A 16,043-nucleotide genomic window follows, 5' to 3' on the forward strand; every position below is an offset into this window, starting at 1 on the left:
TTCTTCAGGACAGCAGGAACAGAGACATGCCCCTCCCGACCCACGCACCGGACGGACTGAGCGGCGGCTTCCCCGGCCCGCGTGGCGCCGCCTCCGCCTATCGCGACGATGTCGAGCAGATCGGCAAGCTGGTGGAGAGCCGCCAGGGCACCTGGGACGCGATCAGCCCCGAATCCGCCGCTCGCATGCGCTTGCAGAACCGCTTCCGCACCGGCCTCGACATCGCGCGCTACACCGCCGGCATCATGCGCGCCGACATGGCGGCCTATGACCGGGACCCCGCGCTCTACACCCAGTCGCTCGGCGCCTGGCACGGCTTCATCGCGCAGCAGCAGATGATCGCGGTGAAGAAGCATTTCGGCGGCACGGAACGGCGCTACATCTACCTCTCCGGCTGGATGGTCGCGGCGCTGCGCTCGGAGTTCGGCCCTCTGCCCGACCAGTCGATGCACGAGAAGACCAGCGTGCCCGCGCTGATCGAGGAGATCTACACCTTCCTCCGTCAGGCCGATGCGCGCGAGGTGAACGACCTGTTCCGCGCCTATGACAAGGCCCGGGCCGCGGGCGATCACGAGAAGGCAGCGGAGCTCCTGGCGAAGGCGGAGAACCACCAGACGCATGTGGTGCCGATCATCGCCGATATCGATGCGGGCTTCGGCAATGCCGAGGCGACCTATCTCCTTGCCCGGAAGATGATCGAGGCGGGCGCCTGCGCGTTGCAGATCGAGAACCAGGTCTCCGACGAGAAGCAGTGCGGCCACCAGGACGGCAAGGTGACGGTGCCGCATGAGGACTTCATCCAGAAGATCCGTGCCATCCGCTATGCCTTCCTGGAGCTCGGCGTGCCGGACGGGATCATCGTCACCCGCACGGATTCGCTCGGCGCCGGTCTGACCAAGCAGATCGCCTATAGCCGCGAGCCGGGCGATATCGGCGACCAGTACAATGCCTTCCTGGACTGCGAGGAAATCACCGCCGAGCAGGCGAAGGATGGCGACGTGCTGATCCGCCGCGAAGGCAAGCTGCTGCGCCCGAAGCGCCTGCCGAGCAATCTCTACCAGTTCCGCCCGGGCACCGGCGCGGACCGCTGTGTGCTGGACAGCATCACCTCCCTCCAGAACGGTGCCGACCTGCTCTGGATCGAAACGGAAAAGCCGCATGTCGAGCAGATCGCCGGCATGATGGACCGCATCCGCGAGGTCGTGCCGAACGCCAAGCTGGTCTACAACAACTCGCCGTCCTTCAACTGGACGCTGAGCTTCCGCCAGCAGGTCTACGATGCCTGGCAGAAGGAAGGCCGCGACATCTCCGCCTATGACCGCACGAAGCTGATGAGCGTGGACTACGACGGCACCGATCTGGCGCAGGAGGCGGATGCCCGCATCCGCAGCTTCCAGGCCGATGCCTCGAAGCGCGCCGGAATCTTCCATCACCTGATCACGCTACCGACCTATCACACGGCCGCGCTGTCCACCGACACGCTGTCGCAGAAGTATTTCGGCGAGCAGGGCATGCTCGGCTACGTGCTGGATGTGCAGCGGCAGGAGATCCGCCGCGGCGTCGCCTGCGTCCGCCACCAGAACATGGCGGGCTCGGATATCGGTGACGAGCACAAGGAGTATTTCGCCGGCGAGGCCGCGCTCAAGGCCGGCGGCGCCCACAACACGATGAACCAGTTCGCCTGAACGGGTGTTTCCGCAGCGTCAGGGCCGCCCCGGTGAGGGGCGGCCCTTCGCGTGTCGCGCTGTCCTTCGGGGGACAAGGCTCCGCCGTCGACGCAGTGCGTCGACCCCCCGAACCCCCTTATCCGCCAGGAACCTGAGGTTCCTGGACCTCCCATTCGCTGGTCCCTACTGACGCCGGAGAGCATGGCTCTCCGGCGACGGCCGGTGCCGCCAGCGCTGAGAAGGGATTTTTTCTTTTCGGGAGCCCCGCTGATCCATCTGCGCTCAGGGATCGGACGGCAGACTGACGGCCGCCACCCGGACCAGCGAAAGCCCGGGGTCCGGGGGCGAGGCAGCGCCTTGCCCCTGGCGGCCAGCCATGAAGCGCCCCGCCCCGCCCTTCAGGCCAGGTTCTTGCGGAAATGCGCGAGGGTCCGATCCCAGGCGAGCTTCGCCGCCGCCTCGTCGTAGCGTGGCGTCGAGTTGTTGTGGAAGCCGTGCTGCGTGCCTGGGTAGATGAACGCCTCGTACGGGATGCCATTCGCCTTCAGCGCAGCCTCGTAGGCAGGCCACATCGCATTGATGCGCTCGTCCTTCTCGGCATAGTGGATCAGCAGCGGCGCCTTGATGGAGGGCACGCCGGCGGTCTCCGGCGCGGCGCCATAGAAGGGCACAGCCGCCTTCACCTCCGCCCCAAGGGCGACCGCCAGCGTATTGGTGGTGGTGCCGCCCCAGCAGAAGCCGGTGATGCCAAGCTTGCCCGAGGACAATTCATGCGCCTTCAGCCAGGTGGCGCCGTTGCGCATGTCCATGCGCAGCCTGCCCTGGTCCAGTCCCGCCTGCAGGTCGCGCCCGCCATCGTCGTTGCCGGGATAGCCGCCGGCCGGAAACAGCCCGTCCGGCGCCAGGGCCAGGAAGCCCTCGACCGCGAGGCGGCGGGCGACATCCTCGATATAGGGGTTCAGCCCCCGGTTCTCGTGGATCACCAGCACCGCCGGGAAAGGTCCCGTCCCACTCGGCTGCACCAGATAGCCGCGCATCGTGCCGGAGTTGCCGCCGGGTGAGGGATAGGTGACGTAGCGCGCCCGGATGCGCTCATCGGTGAAGGAGATGGTCTGCGCCTGGGCATAGCGGGGCAGCAGCGCCTGCGCCATGGCCAGGCCACCCGCGATCATGGCGGCGCGGGCCAGGAACTCGCGGCGTTCGAGGCGACCATGGCAGTATTCGTCGTAGAGGTCGTAGACCCGCTGGTCGATCTCCATCTGTGTCAGCGGCGGCGGAACAGGCGTTTCCACTTCGATCATGTCGGGCATCGGGCGTTTCCTCCGCTGGTGGCGCCCCGCCTGCGATCCGCGCTCAGGACATGCCGGGGGTAGTCTAGCCATCCCTCGCCATGCCACCAGAAGTGATCGCCGGCCTGACGGACCATCACGTTCCATTGATCGCCGTTCTTTTCCGCCATGCCCTGTTTCGGGAAGCCCTGGCTGAATGGCCGTCCCGGGACTAGATCCCCCGCGCCCGATCTTTCATCGCCCCTTCGTCTCGCGGCACCCGCACCAGGGCGGCCGCGAGCCTTTCCCACGCCTTCATGCGAGGACATCCGCATGTTCACCTGCACCGGCTATGCCGCGGGGGCCGCGACGGCCCCGCTCGCCCCGATCACCTTCGAACGCCGCGATCCGGGGCCCACGGATGTGCGGATCGACATCCTCTATTGCGGTGTCTGCCATTCCGACCTGCACCAGGCCCGCAATGAATGGCACAACACCCTCTATCCCTGCGTGCCGGGGCACGAGATCGTCGGCCGCGTCTCGGCGGTCGGCGATGCCGTCACCCGGTTCAGGCCGGGCGACATCGCAGGCGTCGGCTGCATGGTCGATTCCTGCCGTGAATGTGCCAGTTGCCGGGAGGGGCTGGAGCAGTATTGCGAGCGCGGCTTCGTCCCCACCTATAACGGCGAGGACAGGCATGGCGGCGGACATACCTTCGGCGGCTATTCCCGCGCCGTGGTGGTGGACCAGGCCTTCGTGCTGAAGATACCCGGAAATCTGGACCTCGCCGCCGTGGCGCCGCTGCTCTGCGCCGGGATCACTACCTATTCGCCTCTGCGGCACTGGAAGGTCGGCCCCGGTCAGCGCGTCGGCATCGTCGGCCTGGGCGGGCTTGGCCATATGGCGGTGAAGTTCGCACGGGCCTTCGGCGCGCATGTCGTGCTCTTCACCACCTCCGTCAGCAAGGTCGAGGACGCTCTGCGCCTCGGCGCGCATGAGGTGGTGCTGTCGCGGGACGAAGCCGCGATGGCGGCCGAGGCCGGGCGCTTTGACTTCATCCTCGATGCCGTGGCGGCGCAGCACGACATCAACACCTATCTCAACCTGCTCAAGCGCGATGGCACGCTGGTACAGGTCGGCGCGCCGGAGCAGCCTCTGCCGGTCGCGGTGTTCAGCCTGATCTTCAAGCGCCGCAACTTCGCCGGCTCGCTGATCGGCGGCATCGCGGAAACGCAGGAGATGCTGGATTTCTGCGGCACGCACGGGATCACTTCGGATATCGAGATGATCCGCATGGACGAGATCAACACCGCCTATGAGCGCATGATCCGCTCCGACGTGAAGTACCGCTTCGTCATCGACATGGCGACGCTGCCCGAGGCCGCCTGACGGGCCGGCCGGGGCGCAGGCCCCGGCCGCTTCCCCTCACGCCACGATGCGCCGGTACAGGTGCCAGGTGGCATGGCCCAGGATGGGCATGACCACGGCCAGACCCACGAAGCAGGGCAGAGCCCCCAGCACCAGCAGCACCGCCACGATCAGTCCCCAGCCGAGCATCGGCCCCGGATTGGCGGCCATGGCCTGCATCGAGGTCCGCACCGCCTCTGCCACGCCCACATCGCGGTCCAGCAGCAGTGGGAAGGACACCGCCGAGATGCCCAGCACCAGCAGGGCGAACAGGAAGCCGGCGCCATTGCCGAGGAGCATCATGGTGCGCCCTTCCCGGGTCCGCAGCACATCGTGCAGGAAGTCGCCCAGCGAATCCGGCGGGGCGGCGCCCAGCGTGGCGACATAGATGGCCTTGGCCACGAAGAGCCAAGCGACGAAGATGGCGAACAGCACCACGCCCAGCGCCGCGATCGAGAAGAGCGAGGGCGAGCGCAGCACGTCGAAGGCATTCACCCAGGATGCGGGCTCGCCACGCTCGCGGCGCCGACTGATCTCGTAGAGACCCACCGCCGCGACGGGTCCGAGCAGGCTGATGCCCGCCAGCATGGGGAAAAGCAGCGGCAACAGGTCGTATCCGAAGGCCGCGCGGGCGGCGACGAAACCGACCAGCGGATAGATCACGCCCAGGAAGACCAGCTGGGTCGGCGTTTCCCGGAAATCCCGCCATCCATCAGACAGCGCGGCGCGCAGGTCGTCATAGCCGATGTGGCGGATGGCGGGACGCGCCGACACCCCCATGCCGCCAGTGGCCGCGGACGAATTCCTCACCATTCTCTCTACCCTCCCGAAGACAGGGGCCCGATGCGGGGCCCGGGTGCAGGGGCTGGGCGGGAACCAGGTGGCACATGGCCAGGAGAGTGGTCGGGTCGATCAGGCCCCCTGACGGGGTCCATCGCTGCTCGTGGCGCCGTGCTCCATCGTTCGGTCTGCCCTTCGCCGGGCCTGTCGCGGGGAGGCGGCGGTCCGGCTGCCTCGATCTGGGCGGAACCGGAACGGTTTGCCAGCCTTTCCAGCTCGAGGGCGGGAGGAGGAACGGTCATTTCATGGTGAGGACCGAGCCCGATTCGGGCTTCCAGGACCATGGGTGTCAGAGAGTTACAATATCGTGATCGGGGCCATCAGAACCGGTTCAATCAATCCCCGATCCACCATGGTGGCGCTCAGGATAATGCGCCCCCTTCCCGAACATATCCAAGGCAGACGCCAGAATAATTCGCTTTTCCCGAGGCGCTTCCGGCCCTCTCTCCTGAGGCATTCCGCCGATCATCTTTCCTGGAATGTCGCCTGCACAGCGCATGTCTGTCCCGACAGGAGTGGACAATCCGGTTCATCCATTCTACATCGCGGCTATCGTTATTTACGGCAGCGACACATCATTGTGTCATTTTCAGGGCAGAAAGGTCCGTATCGGATCTTTCCGCCCGTTCTATGCTCATAGCCGTCGTGCCTGCCGGCGACAGCTCGCATGGAGGATCGAGTGCCATCCCAGGGCGGATGGCCAACTGGGAGACGCATTCTTGATGGATACGGCAACGAACGGGCCGTCCCCCGGGGCGCCCGCGACTACTTCCCTTCCGGCGGATACCGCCGCCGACGCGAGTACCGAACCGCAGGTGAAGATCGCCCTGCGCGACGTCTACAAGATCTTCGGGGACCATCCCGACCGCGCCATGGAAATGGTGCGCCAGGGCCGCGGCAAGGACGAGATCCATGCCGAAACCGGTTGCACGCTGGGCGTCAACGGCGCGAATTTCGACATCATGGCGGGCGAGATCTTCGTGATCATGGGCCTCTCCGGCTCCGGCAAGTCCACCCTGCTGCGCCTGCTCAACCGCCTGATCGAGCCGACCTCCGGCTCCATCCTGGTGGATGGCCAGGACATCACCCGCATGTCGAAGCGCGAGCTGACCGAGCTGCGCCGCCGCGACATGAGCATGGTCTTCCAGTCCTTCGCCCTGCTGCCCAACCGCACGGTGCTCGACAACGCCGCCTTCGGTCTGGAGGTCGCGGGCGTGGCGGAGGCCGAGCGCCACGCCAAGGCCATGGCGGCGCTGGAGGGCGTGGGCCTCGCCGCCTATGCCCAGAGCCGCCCGGACCAGCTTTCCGGCGGCATGAAGCAGCGCGTCGGCCTCGCCCGCGCCCTGGCCAGCGAGCCGACCGTGCTGCTGATGGACGAAGCCTTCTCGGCCCTCGACCCACTGATCCGCACGGAGATGCAGGACGAACTGCTGCGCCTTCAGTCCGAGCACAGCCGCACCATCATCTTCGTCAGCCACGACCTCGACGAGGCCATGCGCATCGGCGACCGCATCGCCATCATGCAGCACGGCAACGTGGTGCAGGTCGGCACGCCCGACGACATCGTGGCGAACCCGGCCAACGACTATGTCCGCTCCTTCTTCCGCAACGTGGACGTGTCGCAGGTCTTCCGCGCCGGCGACGTGGCCCGCGACGCGCAGGTCGTGCTGATCGAACGCAAGGGCCTCGCCGTCCCGGCGGCGCTGGAGCGCATGCGGCGCCACGACCGGGACGTCGCCATCGTGGTGGGGCGCGACCGCCGCTATCACGGCATGGTCAGCGCGGAATCCCTCTCCCGCGCCGCTCGCAGCGGCGAGGCGGACCCCTACCACCGCGCCTTCCTCTCGGAGATCGAGCCGATCGACGCCGACCAGACCCTGTCGGACGTGCTCGGCCGCGTCGCGCAGAGCCCCTGGCCCGTGCCGGTGGTGGATGCGCAGAAGCGCTACATCGGCTCCATCAGCAAATCCGCCCTGCTGATGACCCTGGACCGCGCGGCCTGAGGCGCGCTGCCCGCGGCAGGCGCCGCGGGCCCCAGAGCGCGCATTCCAGGCCCACAGCACCGGATCACAGACCATGAACATGCATCTCGGCATCGGCGAAGCCGCCGACACCGCCGTCAACTACATCCTCGACCATTTCATGCCCTTCCTCGATGGCATCGCCACGGTGATCGGCTTCGTCACCGGCACCATCAAGGCCGCCCTGACCGGCGTCCCGCCGCTGGCCGCCGTGGCGGTGATCGTGCTGCTCGCGCTCTGGCGCGTGGGCTGGAAGTTCGCCCTCTTCGCCGTGGCCGCGCTCTTCGTGATCCTGGGCATGGACCTGTGGGAGCGCACGATGGAGACCCTCTCCCTCGTCCTTTCCGCCACCGTGATCGCCATCGTGGTCGGCGTGCCGCTGGGCATCGCCATGGCGCGCAACGAGGCCGTGGCGCTCGTCGTCCGCCCCGTGCTCGACCTGATGCAGACCATGCCGGCCTTCGTCTACCTGATCCCGGCCGCCATGTTCTTCGGCCTGGGCGCCGTGCCCGGCACCATCGCCACGGTGATCTTCGCCATGCCGCCCGTGGTGCGCCTGACCAATCTCGGCCTGCGCCAGGTGAACAGCGAGTTCATCGAGGCCGGCCTCGCCTCCGGCTGCACGCCCGGCCAGTTGCTGATGAAGGTGCAGCTCCCGAACGCGCTGCCCTCCATCATGGCCGGCATCAACCAGACGATCATGCTCTCGCTCTCGATGGTGGTGATCGCCTCCATGATCGGCGCGGGCGGCCTGGGCAACACCGTGCTCACCGGCATCCAGCGCCTCGATGTCGGCACCGGCTTCGAAGGCGGCCTCGCCGTCGTGATCCTCGCCGTGCTGCTCGACCGCATCACCCAGAGCTTCGGTCAGAAGCGCCCCTCGCTGCTCCCCGGCCTGCGCGCACTCTTCGCGCGCAACACCACGGACGGCGAGGCGAAGCAGGGCAACGCCGCCGCCCGCCTCGCGAGCCACTGACCGTCCCACACGAACCGCAGAAAGGAAGACGCCCCATGCTGAACCGGCGCAACCTCCTCACCCTCGCCGCCACCGCCGGCGGTGCCCTCCTCAGCGGCGGCCTCGCCCGCCCGGCTTTGGCCCAGGCGCGGCAGAAGGTCACCCTCGGCTACGCTCCCTGGGCCGATGCGGAATTCGTCACCAAGCTGGCGGCGAAGCTGATGCGGGACCGGCTGAACGTCGAGCCGGCGCTGATGCAGAGCGACATTGCCCCGCTCTACCAGGGCATCACCCGCGGTGACGTGGATGCGATGCTGCAGCTCTGGCTGCCCGAGACCCATGCCGACTACTGGAAGCGGATCGAGAGCAAGGTGGACCGCCTCGGCGTGCTCTACACCGACGCCAAGCTGGGCTGGGTCGTTCCCTCCTATGTCCCGAAGGAGGAGCTGGACTCCTTCGCCGACCTCAAGAGCGACGAGGTGCGGGAGAAGCTCGGCGGCATCGTCCAGGGCATCGAGCCCGGCGCCGGCCTCACCCGCGTGTCGCGGGAGGCGCTGAAGACCTACGGCCTCGGCGACATGTACCGCCTGCAGGAATCGAGCGAGGCGGCGATGATCTCGATGATCGAGCGTTCCATGCGGCGCAAGAAGTGGGTGGTGGCGACGGCCTGGAGCCCGCACTGGATGTTCGGCAAGTACGACCTGCGCTACCTCGCCGATCCGGAGAAGGCGATGGGCGGCACGGAAAGCGTCTATGCCATCGCCCGCAAGGGGCTGAAGGAGCAGAGCCCCGGCGTCACCAACCTGCTCACCCGCATGAACCTGCCGCTGGACGAGCTGCAGAAGGCCATGCTGGACGCGCAGGAGACCAGCTACGACAAGGCGGTCGAGAACTACATCGCCAGCCACAAGGACCGCGTGGAGTCCTGGCTGAAGACGGCCTGACCGTGCACCGGGGGAGGCCGCGCCTCCCCCTCCCTCACACGGCCCTGTCCACGGCCTGGCGCAGCCGCTCCAGGCTTTGCCGCACCGCCGCCACCTCATCCGTCCCGAAGCGCGGGTGCAGGTGGTCGATCTCCACCGCCAGCAGCCCGTCATAGCCGGCGCGCGCCAGCTCCCGCACCACGGCATCGGCATCCACCACGCCCTGGCCCAGCGGCACGCTCGGCCAGGAGGCGAAGCTGCCCTCCGCCCCCGGTTGTGGCGCCACGTCTTTCACATGCGTCGCCCGCGCCCAGGGGGCCAGCCGCCGCACCACCGCCAGCGCATCCTCGCCCAGCCGCACATTGTTCGCCGTGTCGAGGCAGACGCCGAGCCAGGGCGAATCCACCCGCTCCAGCAGCTCGGCCAGTTCCTCCGCCAGCATGTCGAGATGGTTCTCGATCGCCAGCACCACGCCCTGTTCCCCGGCGGCATCGGCCAGCCGGCGCAGCAGCGGCAGCAGCAGGTCGCGCTGTTCCTCCCACCGCGCCGGCCGCGTGCGCCGCCCGCCGCAGCAGATCCGCATCGCCGGCGCGCCCAGGACACGCGCCACAGCCAGATGCTTCAGCAGGTCCTCCGCCGCCTCCGGCCTTCGCCCCGAACCCAGCCCGTCCGGATGCCCCCAGGCCCAGATCCGGGCGAATCCCGCCTCGTCCAGCGCCGCCCGCAGCCGCTCCAGGAAAGCCGGGTCCGAGGGCAGATGGCAGGCCTCCAGCGACACGCCTTCCGCCCCCATCGCCTGCGCCTCGCGCAGGAAGTCCCAGACCTCCATCCGCCGGCCGGGGTCTTCCTCCAGCCCGGCATAATGCTCCCCGAAGAAGCGGTGGAAGCTGTAGGAATCGATCCCGACCTTCATGGCCCTCTCCCTCTGGCCGCACGCCCTCATGGAACGGCACGGCCTGTTTCCGTCATGGCCCCGCACCCTGCAGGAGCCATCCGCGCGACACCCCTTGCACCACCCCGCGCCACAGGCTACCTAATCCGCCATGATCACGCGCCAACCTTTCAGCCGCTGGTGGTGGCCCCTGTAGAACAGGCGGCCCGCGCGTTTCCCACGTTTCAAGGCCGCCTCGGAGTTCCGGGCGGCCTTTCTCATATCTTCTGCCAGCCATCCCGGACCCGAGGCGCCAAGCCCGGAGTTCACGATGTCCAAGACGAGCTACCGCACCGAAGGTGGATTGACGATCCGGCGGGAAACCCTCGCCGCCGATGCCGCCACGCTGATGCCGGACCTGGCGAAGCGCCTCGACCGCCAGCGCGGCGTGCTGCTCTCCTCCTCCTTCGAGTTCCCCGGCCGCTACACCCGGCTCGACATGGGTTTCGCCGACCCGCCGGTGATGCTCACCGCCCGGGGCCGCGAGGTCACTGTCACCGCGCTCAACGAGCGTGGCGAGATCCTGCTGCGCGCCATCGCCCCCGCCCTGCGCGGCATGGCGGAGGTCGAGGAATCGGAAGCCTCCGCGACCCGCCTCTTCGCCCGCCTCCGCCAGCCGGAAGGCCGCTTCCCGGAGGAGCAGCGCTCCCGCCAGCCTTCCGTCTTCTCCATGCTGCGCCGCCTGGGCGCGCTGTTCCGGTCGCGCGAGGACGAGCATCTCGGCCTCTACGGCGCCTTCGGCTACGATCTGGTCTTCCAGTTCGAGCCGATGACGCTCCGCCTGCCCCGCGCCGCGGACCAGCGCGACCTCGTCCTCTTCCTGCCGGACGAGGTGCTGGTGGTGGACCACATGCGCGGCACCGCCGAGCGCCACCGCTACGAGTTCACCGTGGACGGCACCGCCACCGAGGACTTGCCGCGCGAGACGCCCGCCGATCCCTATCGTCCCGGTACGGAGCAGGATGGCGAGATCCGCAGCGACTACGGCCCCGGCGAATATGCCGCGATGGTCGAGCGTGCGCGCGAGGCCTTCGCCCGCGGCGACCTGTTCGAGGTCGTGCTGGGCCAGACCTTCGCCACCCCCTGCGCCGATGCGCCGAGCGATCTCTTCGACCGCCTGCGCCGCGTGAATCCCGCCCCCTATGGCGCGCTGATGAATCTCGGCGAGGGCGAATTCCTCGTCGCCGCCAGCCCCGAGATGTTCGTGCGCGTCGAAGGCAGGCGCATCGAGACCTGCCCGATCAGCGGCACGATCAAGCGCGGCCGCGACGCGCTGGAGGATGCCGAGAACATCCGCACCCTGCTCAACTCCCGCAAGGAGGAGAGCGAGCTGACCATGTGCACGGATGTGGACCGCAACGACAAGTCGCGCGTCTGCGTGCCCGGCAGCGTCAAGGTCATCGGCCGACGCCAGATCGAGATGTATTCCCGCCTGATCCACACGGTGGACCATGTGGAGGGCGAGCTGCTGCCGGAGATGGATGCGCTGGACGGCTTCCTGTCCCATGCCTGGGCCGTCACCGTCACCGGCGCGCCCAAGACCTGGGCGATCCGCCATGTCGAGAACGAGGAGCGCTCCGCCCGCCGCTGGTACGGCGGCGCCATCGGGCGCACCACCTTCGACGGCAACATGAACACCGGCCTGACGCTGCGCACCATCCGCCTCAAGGACGGCGTGGCCGAGGTGCGCGCCGGCGCCACGCTGCTGCATGACAGCGATCCGGCGGCCGAAGAGGCGGAGTGCCGCCTGAAGGCCAGCGCGATGTTCGCCGCCATCAAGGGCGCCGCGCCCGCCGCGCCGCCGCAGCGCCCGGCGCCCGCGGAGCTGCTGGGCCACAGCCCGCGCGTCCTCCTCGTCGATCACGAGGACAGCTTCGTGCACACCCTGGCCAGCTATTTCCGCGCCGCCGGGGCGGAGGTCACCACCATGCGCCCCGAACTGGCGCGGGAACTGCTGCGCGAAGGCGCCGACGGCATCGACCTCGTCGTCCTCTCCCCCGGCCCGGGCCGCCCCTCGGATTTCGCGATGACCGAGACGCTGGACCTGCTGGTGGAGCGCAGGCTGCCTGCCTTCGGCGTCTGTCTCGGCTTGCAGGGGATCGTCGAGCATTTCGGCGGCGCGCTGGACGTGCTGGCCAAGCCGATGCACGGCAAGCCCTCGCTGATCCACCGCAGGGCGAGCCGCTTCCTGCAGGACCTGCCGGAGGAATTCGCCGTCGGTCGCTATCACTCCCTGCATGCGCGCCGCCTGGTGCTGCCGGAGGAGATCGCCGTCACCGCGGAAACCGAGGATGGCGTCGTCATGGCCATCGAGCACAAGCGCCTGCCCATCGCGGCAGTACAGTTCCACCCGGAATCGCTGATGACGGACCCGAACCGCATCGGCATGCCACTGGTCGCCGCCATGCTCACCCGTCTCACCCGCGCCAACGCCGGCTGACGGCGCGCTTCGTGGCCCTGGGGAAAGGCGCCGCCTTTCCCCAGGCCCCTATCCGCCAGGACCCTGCGGGCCCTGGACCCGGTTCGCTGGCTCTTGCTGTTGGCTGGATCGCGCCAGAGCGCCATGCGCTCCGGCAACTGCGGGCGCCACCAGCGCGGGCAGGGTGTTTTTCTTCTTTTCGGGCGCCCCACCGATCCGCCTGCTCCCAATGATCGGGCCATAAGACAACGGCCACCACCGGCACCCACGAAAGCCCGGGGTCCGGGGACCGGCTTCGGTCCCCGGCGGAGTGGGGGTCTCGGGAGCGAGACGGAGCCTTGCCTCCGGGGGCCAGCCAGGCGGCAGGATGCCCGCCACGGCAAATCCATTTGACATCCCCGCTCGCACCCCGAAGGCTCCGCCCACCCGGACAGGAGGCGCCCGGCATGGCGGACCATCCCTCACCACCACGCCACGCCCGCTGGCGCCGCCGCGATGCGCTGCTGCTCCCCGCCGCGCTCGCCGCCGCCACCCCCGCGCGGGCCGAGGGGCGGGTGATCGACCTGCTGCTGGTCCTGGCCATCGACGCCTCCGGCAGCATCGATGCCGACGAGTTCCGCCTGCAGCGCGAGGGCTGCGCCCAGGCCATCACGCATCCCGACGTGCTGGCCGCCATCAATTCCGGTCCGCTCGGCGCCATCGGCATCGCCGTGGTGGAATGGGGCGCCCCGGGCGGCGCGGCCACGGTGGTGGACTGGCACCGCATCGACGGTGCCGCCGCCGCCCGGGACATGGCCGGCGCCGTGATGGCCGCGCCCCGTTCGCCGCAATCCTGGAACGCCATCGGCGACGCGGTGGACCATTCCGCCCGCCTCCTGGCTACGGCGCCCTGGCGGGCCGACGAGCAGGTGATTGATCTGTCCGGCGACGCGCCCGACATGCGCAGCCTCCGTCCCATCGAGACGGCGAGGCGCGAGGTCGAGGCCCGGGGCATCGTGATCAACGCCCTGGCCATCGAGGGCGGCCGGCCTGGCCTGCGCCAGACCTACGAAGCCACCGTCATCGCCGGCCCGGGTGCCTTTGTCATGACAGCGGAATCCCGTGCCGACTTCGCCCGCGCCCTCCGCGCCAAGCTGATCCGGGAGATCGCCTGAGACCGCCTTTGACCACCTCCCTGGACCACCTCCCTGGGCGCATGGCCCACAGGCGCCCTCGTCACTTGCAAAACCCGTTCCTCACGCCCATCTTGGGCTCGTCAGTTTCGTCGTGCCGGCCTGTTCTCCTTGCTCCTCCGAGCGTCGAGCTCGGTGTCCGTTCCCCTCGATGCCGATCCGGTGCGCATGTCGCGCCCCGGCCTCCGTCGAAAACGGAACACCCATCATGGCCTCAGGCACCGTCAAGTGGTTCAACAGCACCAAGGGCTTTGGCTTCATCCAGCCGGATGACGGCTCTAAGGACGTCTTCCTTCACATTTCCGACGTGCAGCGCGCCGGTCTCCAGGAGCCCCGCGAGGGCGACAAGATCGAATACGAGCTCGTCCAGGGCCAGCAGGGCCGCGTCTCCGCGGGCAATCTCCGCGCGGCGTGACGTGTCGGGGAGGGGCCTCCCCTCCCCGGGACCGGCGGGCATGGCCCGTCCGGATACCGGACCGCCCCCTCCGGGGCTGTCCGGACATCCACGGCAGATTCCGCAACCCGGAAGGAAAGCCCATGGCCAACCACCGTTTCCAGATCGGCGACGAGGTCGAGCTGGTTCCCCACCTCTTCAATCCGCATGAGGCACGGGGCCGCTACACCATCACCCGCCTCCTGCCGAACGATTCGCCGGACCGCGAGTACCGCGTCCGCCAAGGCCAGGACGGCCAGGAACGCGTCGTGCGCGAGAGCGAGATGCGCCTGAGCGCGACCAGCGTCCTCGGCCGGAACACCATGCCAGCCTGACACCCGCTTCGCCGTTCCTCCTTCCTCCCTTCCCCCCAGGTGCATCCCGTGTCCCAGCAGACCAAGCCGAAGCCCAAATCCGCCGCGGAGCCGGCAGCGCCGCCTGAGGGCCTGGAGGACACCATCGCCTATCTGGCCAAGCGCCACCGCGTTTCCCCCGCCATCGTGCGAGAGATCGCCCGCCGCTCCGGCCAGACGGAGCGCAGCGCCCTGGAGCGCGAGATCGAGCGCGGCAAGTCCCGCCGCTGATCCGCGGCCCTGATCCGGACTGGGGCCAACCCGCCTCAGCCCGCATCCACCGAACGCGTGGCACTGGCAGAGTAAAGGCTGTGGGCGGGGAAACGGGGCGGCATCACGCCGCCACGCCCACCGCCCGCGCCATCCGTCCCATCGCATAGGGCTCCACCGGGATCGCCGTGTCCCGTCCCGCGATCATCGCCGCCAGCAACTCCCCGGTGCCGCAGCCGATCGTGAAGCCCAGCCCGCCATGGCCGAGGTTGAGCCAGAGCCCGTCGATCCCGCTCGGCCCCAGGACCGGCTTCCAGTCCGGCGTCGCGGGCCGCAGTCCGGCCCAGGGCTGCGCGCGCGGCCAGTCGGCGGCGGCGGGGAAGACCTCCCGCGCCTGCCGCGTCAGCGTGTCGAGCCGGCGCTGCACCAGATCGGTGCCGAAGCCGACGAGATCCACCATCCCCGCCACGCGCAGCCGCCCCTCGGAACCCGCCGAGGCCCGGTCCAGCAGCGCATAGACCACCTTGTGGTGCGCGTCGGTGATACTGATCTCCGGCGGCAGGTCCCCCGCCCGGGTCGGCACGGTGAGGCTGTAGCCCTTCAGCGGATAGAGCGGGATCGCCAGCCCCAGCGGCTCGGCCAGCGACAGCGCCCCGATGCCGGAAGACAGGACGAAGGCATCCGCCTCCACCAGCCCCGCCGGGCTTTCCGCCGCGACCACCGCGCCGTTCGACAGGCGCAGCGCCGTCACCGGGTGGTTGAAGCGGAAACGGATGTTCGGCCATCCCCGCAGCACGCCGCGCAGCGCCTCGCAGAATCCGTGCGCGTCGCCCACCGCCTCGTCCGGCGTGAAGACGCCGCCCGCCAGCTTCTCCGCCGTGTCGCGCAGCGCCGGCTCCAGTGCCAGGCACTCGCGCGCATCCAGCACCTGTTGCTTCGCGCCATACTGGGCCTGGTACGCCACCAGCGCGGCCGCGCCGCGCAGGTCGCCCTCGTCACGGAACACCACCAGCTTGCCGTTCTGCCGCCAGGAGAAATCCAGCGGGTCACGCGCCATCATCGCATCGAGCACGCCGCGGCTGTGATAGGCGAGCGCCAGCATCTCCCGCGTGCCCTGCTCGAACACCTCGCGCCGGGAGGCCCGCAGGAAAGCCTTCAGCCAGCGCCAGAGCCGCGGATCGGCCTGTGGCTTCAGCCGCAGCGGCGCCTCGCCGTCGAAGATCCAGTGCATGCCCTTGCGCGCCACGCCCGGCGCCGCCAGCGGCGCGACATAGGAGTAGCTGAGCTGCCCGCCATTCGCCCGGCTGGTGCCCAGGCCAGGCCCGGCCTCCCGGTCCAGCACCGTCACTTCATGCCCGTCCCGCCCGAGGTGATAGGCGGCCGCCAGGCCGGCGATTCCGGCCCCGAGAACGCAGACCCTCATGGCCGGACGATCCCAACGCAC

14 protein-coding genes are annotated in these 16,043 nt (G+C 69.0%); 10 read left to right on the forward strand and 4 right to left on the reverse strand.

Annotation, left to right across the window (positions count from 1 at the left end):
* Nucleotides 1-26 precede the first annotated feature (26 nt).
* Nucleotides 27-1,685, forward strand: a complete 1,659-nt coding sequence (locus tag MVG78_RS00695; RefSeq protein WP_247557289.1) for an isocitrate lyase — start codon at nucleotides 27-29, stop codon at nucleotides 1,683-1,685.
* 380 nt (nucleotides 1,686-2,065) lie between these two features.
* Here MVG78_RS00695 and MVG78_RS00700 read toward each other — a convergent pair whose 3' ends face one another.
* Entirely contained in the window at nucleotides 2,066-2,977 is a 912-nt protein-coding gene (locus MVG78_RS00700; protein WP_247557292.1) for a dienelactone hydrolase family protein, read from the reverse strand.
* 291 nt (nucleotides 2,978-3,268) lie between these two features.
* Between MVG78_RS00700 and MVG78_RS00705 the strand changes: the two genes are divergently transcribed.
* Nucleotides 3,269-4,324: an NAD(P)-dependent alcohol dehydrogenase gene (locus tag MVG78_RS00705; RefSeq protein ID WP_247557294.1), complete on the forward strand. Its 1,056-nt coding sequence runs from the start codon at nucleotides 3,269-3,271 to the stop codon at nucleotides 4,322-4,324.
* A 36-nt stretch (nucleotides 4,325-4,360) separates the two neighbouring features.
* Here the strand turns inward: MVG78_RS00705 and MVG78_RS00710 are convergent, their stop codons facing one another.
* A complete protein-coding gene (locus MVG78_RS00710) occupies nucleotides 4,361-5,122 on the reverse strand; it encodes a DUF2189 domain-containing protein (RefSeq protein WP_247560560.1) in 762 nt (253 codons plus the stop codon).
* 875 nt (nucleotides 5,123-5,997) lie between these two features.
* Here MVG78_RS00710 and proV point away from each other — a divergent pair.
* The 3 genes from proV (at nucleotide 5,998) to MVG78_RS00725 (ending at nucleotide 9,102) form a co-directional block, all read left to right on the forward strand.
* Nucleotides 5,998-7,185, forward strand: coding sequence for a glycine betaine/L-proline ABC transporter ATP-binding protein ProV (proV, locus tag MVG78_RS00715; protein WP_247557297.1), 1,188 nt, complete (start codon nucleotides 5,998-6,000; stop codon nucleotides 7,183-7,185).
* Nucleotides 7,186-7,258: 73 nt separating this feature from the next.
* A complete protein-coding gene (locus MVG78_RS00720) occupies nucleotides 7,259-8,179 on the forward strand; it encodes an ABC transporter permease (protein ID WP_247557300.1) in 921 nt (306 codons plus the stop codon).
* Between the two features lie 35 nt (nucleotides 8,180-8,214).
* Entirely contained in the window at nucleotides 8,215-9,102 is an 888-nt protein-coding gene (locus tag MVG78_RS00725; RefSeq protein ID WP_247557302.1) for a glycine betaine ABC transporter substrate-binding protein, read from the forward strand.
* Nucleotides 9,103-9,136: 34 nt separating this feature from the next.
* Here the strand turns inward: MVG78_RS00725 and MVG78_RS00730 are convergent, their stop codons facing one another.
* A complete protein-coding gene (locus MVG78_RS00730; RefSeq protein WP_247557304.1) occupies nucleotides 9,137-9,994 on the reverse strand; it encodes a sugar phosphate isomerase/epimerase family protein in 858 nt (285 codons plus the stop codon).
* A 289-nt stretch (nucleotides 9,995-10,283) separates the two neighbouring features.
* Between MVG78_RS00730 and MVG78_RS00735 the strand changes: the two genes are divergently transcribed.
* From MVG78_RS00735 to MVG78_RS00755, 5 genes are all read left to right on the forward strand, one after another.
* Entirely contained in the window at nucleotides 10,284-12,452 is a 2,169-nt protein-coding gene (locus MVG78_RS00735) for an anthranilate synthase component I (protein WP_247557307.1), read from the forward strand.
* 425 nt (nucleotides 12,453-12,877) lie between these two features.
* Nucleotides 12,878-13,585, forward strand: coding sequence for a DUF1194 domain-containing protein (locus MVG78_RS00740; RefSeq protein ID WP_247557310.1), 708 nt, complete (start codon nucleotides 12,878-12,880; stop codon nucleotides 13,583-13,585).
* Nucleotides 13,586-13,811: 226 nt separating this feature from the next.
* Nucleotides 13,812-14,018: a cold-shock protein gene (locus MVG78_RS00745; protein ID WP_247557312.1), complete on the forward strand. Its 207-nt coding sequence runs from the start codon at nucleotides 13,812-13,814 to the stop codon at nucleotides 14,016-14,018.
* A gap of 122 nt (nucleotides 14,019-14,140) precedes the next feature.
* On the forward strand, nucleotides 14,141-14,371 hold the full coding sequence (locus MVG78_RS00750; RefSeq protein WP_247557315.1) for a hypothetical protein: 231 nt from the start codon (nucleotides 14,141-14,143) through the stop codon (nucleotides 14,369-14,371).
* A 48-nt stretch (nucleotides 14,372-14,419) separates the two neighbouring features.
* On the forward strand, nucleotides 14,420-14,620 hold the full coding sequence (locus tag MVG78_RS00755) for a hypothetical protein (protein WP_247557317.1): 201 nt from the start codon (nucleotides 14,420-14,422) through the stop codon (nucleotides 14,618-14,620).
* A gap of 103 nt (nucleotides 14,621-14,723) precedes the next feature.
* Here the strand turns inward: MVG78_RS00755 and MVG78_RS00760 are convergent, their stop codons facing one another.
* Nucleotides 14,724-16,022 (reverse strand): D-amino acid dehydrogenase, encoded by a 1,299-nt coding sequence (locus tag MVG78_RS00760; protein ID WP_247557320.1) that lies wholly within the window; start codon nucleotides 16,020-16,022, stop codon nucleotides 14,724-14,726.
* Between the last annotated feature and the right edge of the window lie 21 nt (nucleotides 16,023-16,043).

Origin of the sequence: Roseomonas gilardii subsp. gilardii (assembly GCF_023078375.1) — a bacterium.
Classification (GTDB): domain Bacteria; phylum Pseudomonadota; class Alphaproteobacteria; order Acetobacterales; family Acetobacteraceae; genus Roseomonas; species Roseomonas gilardii.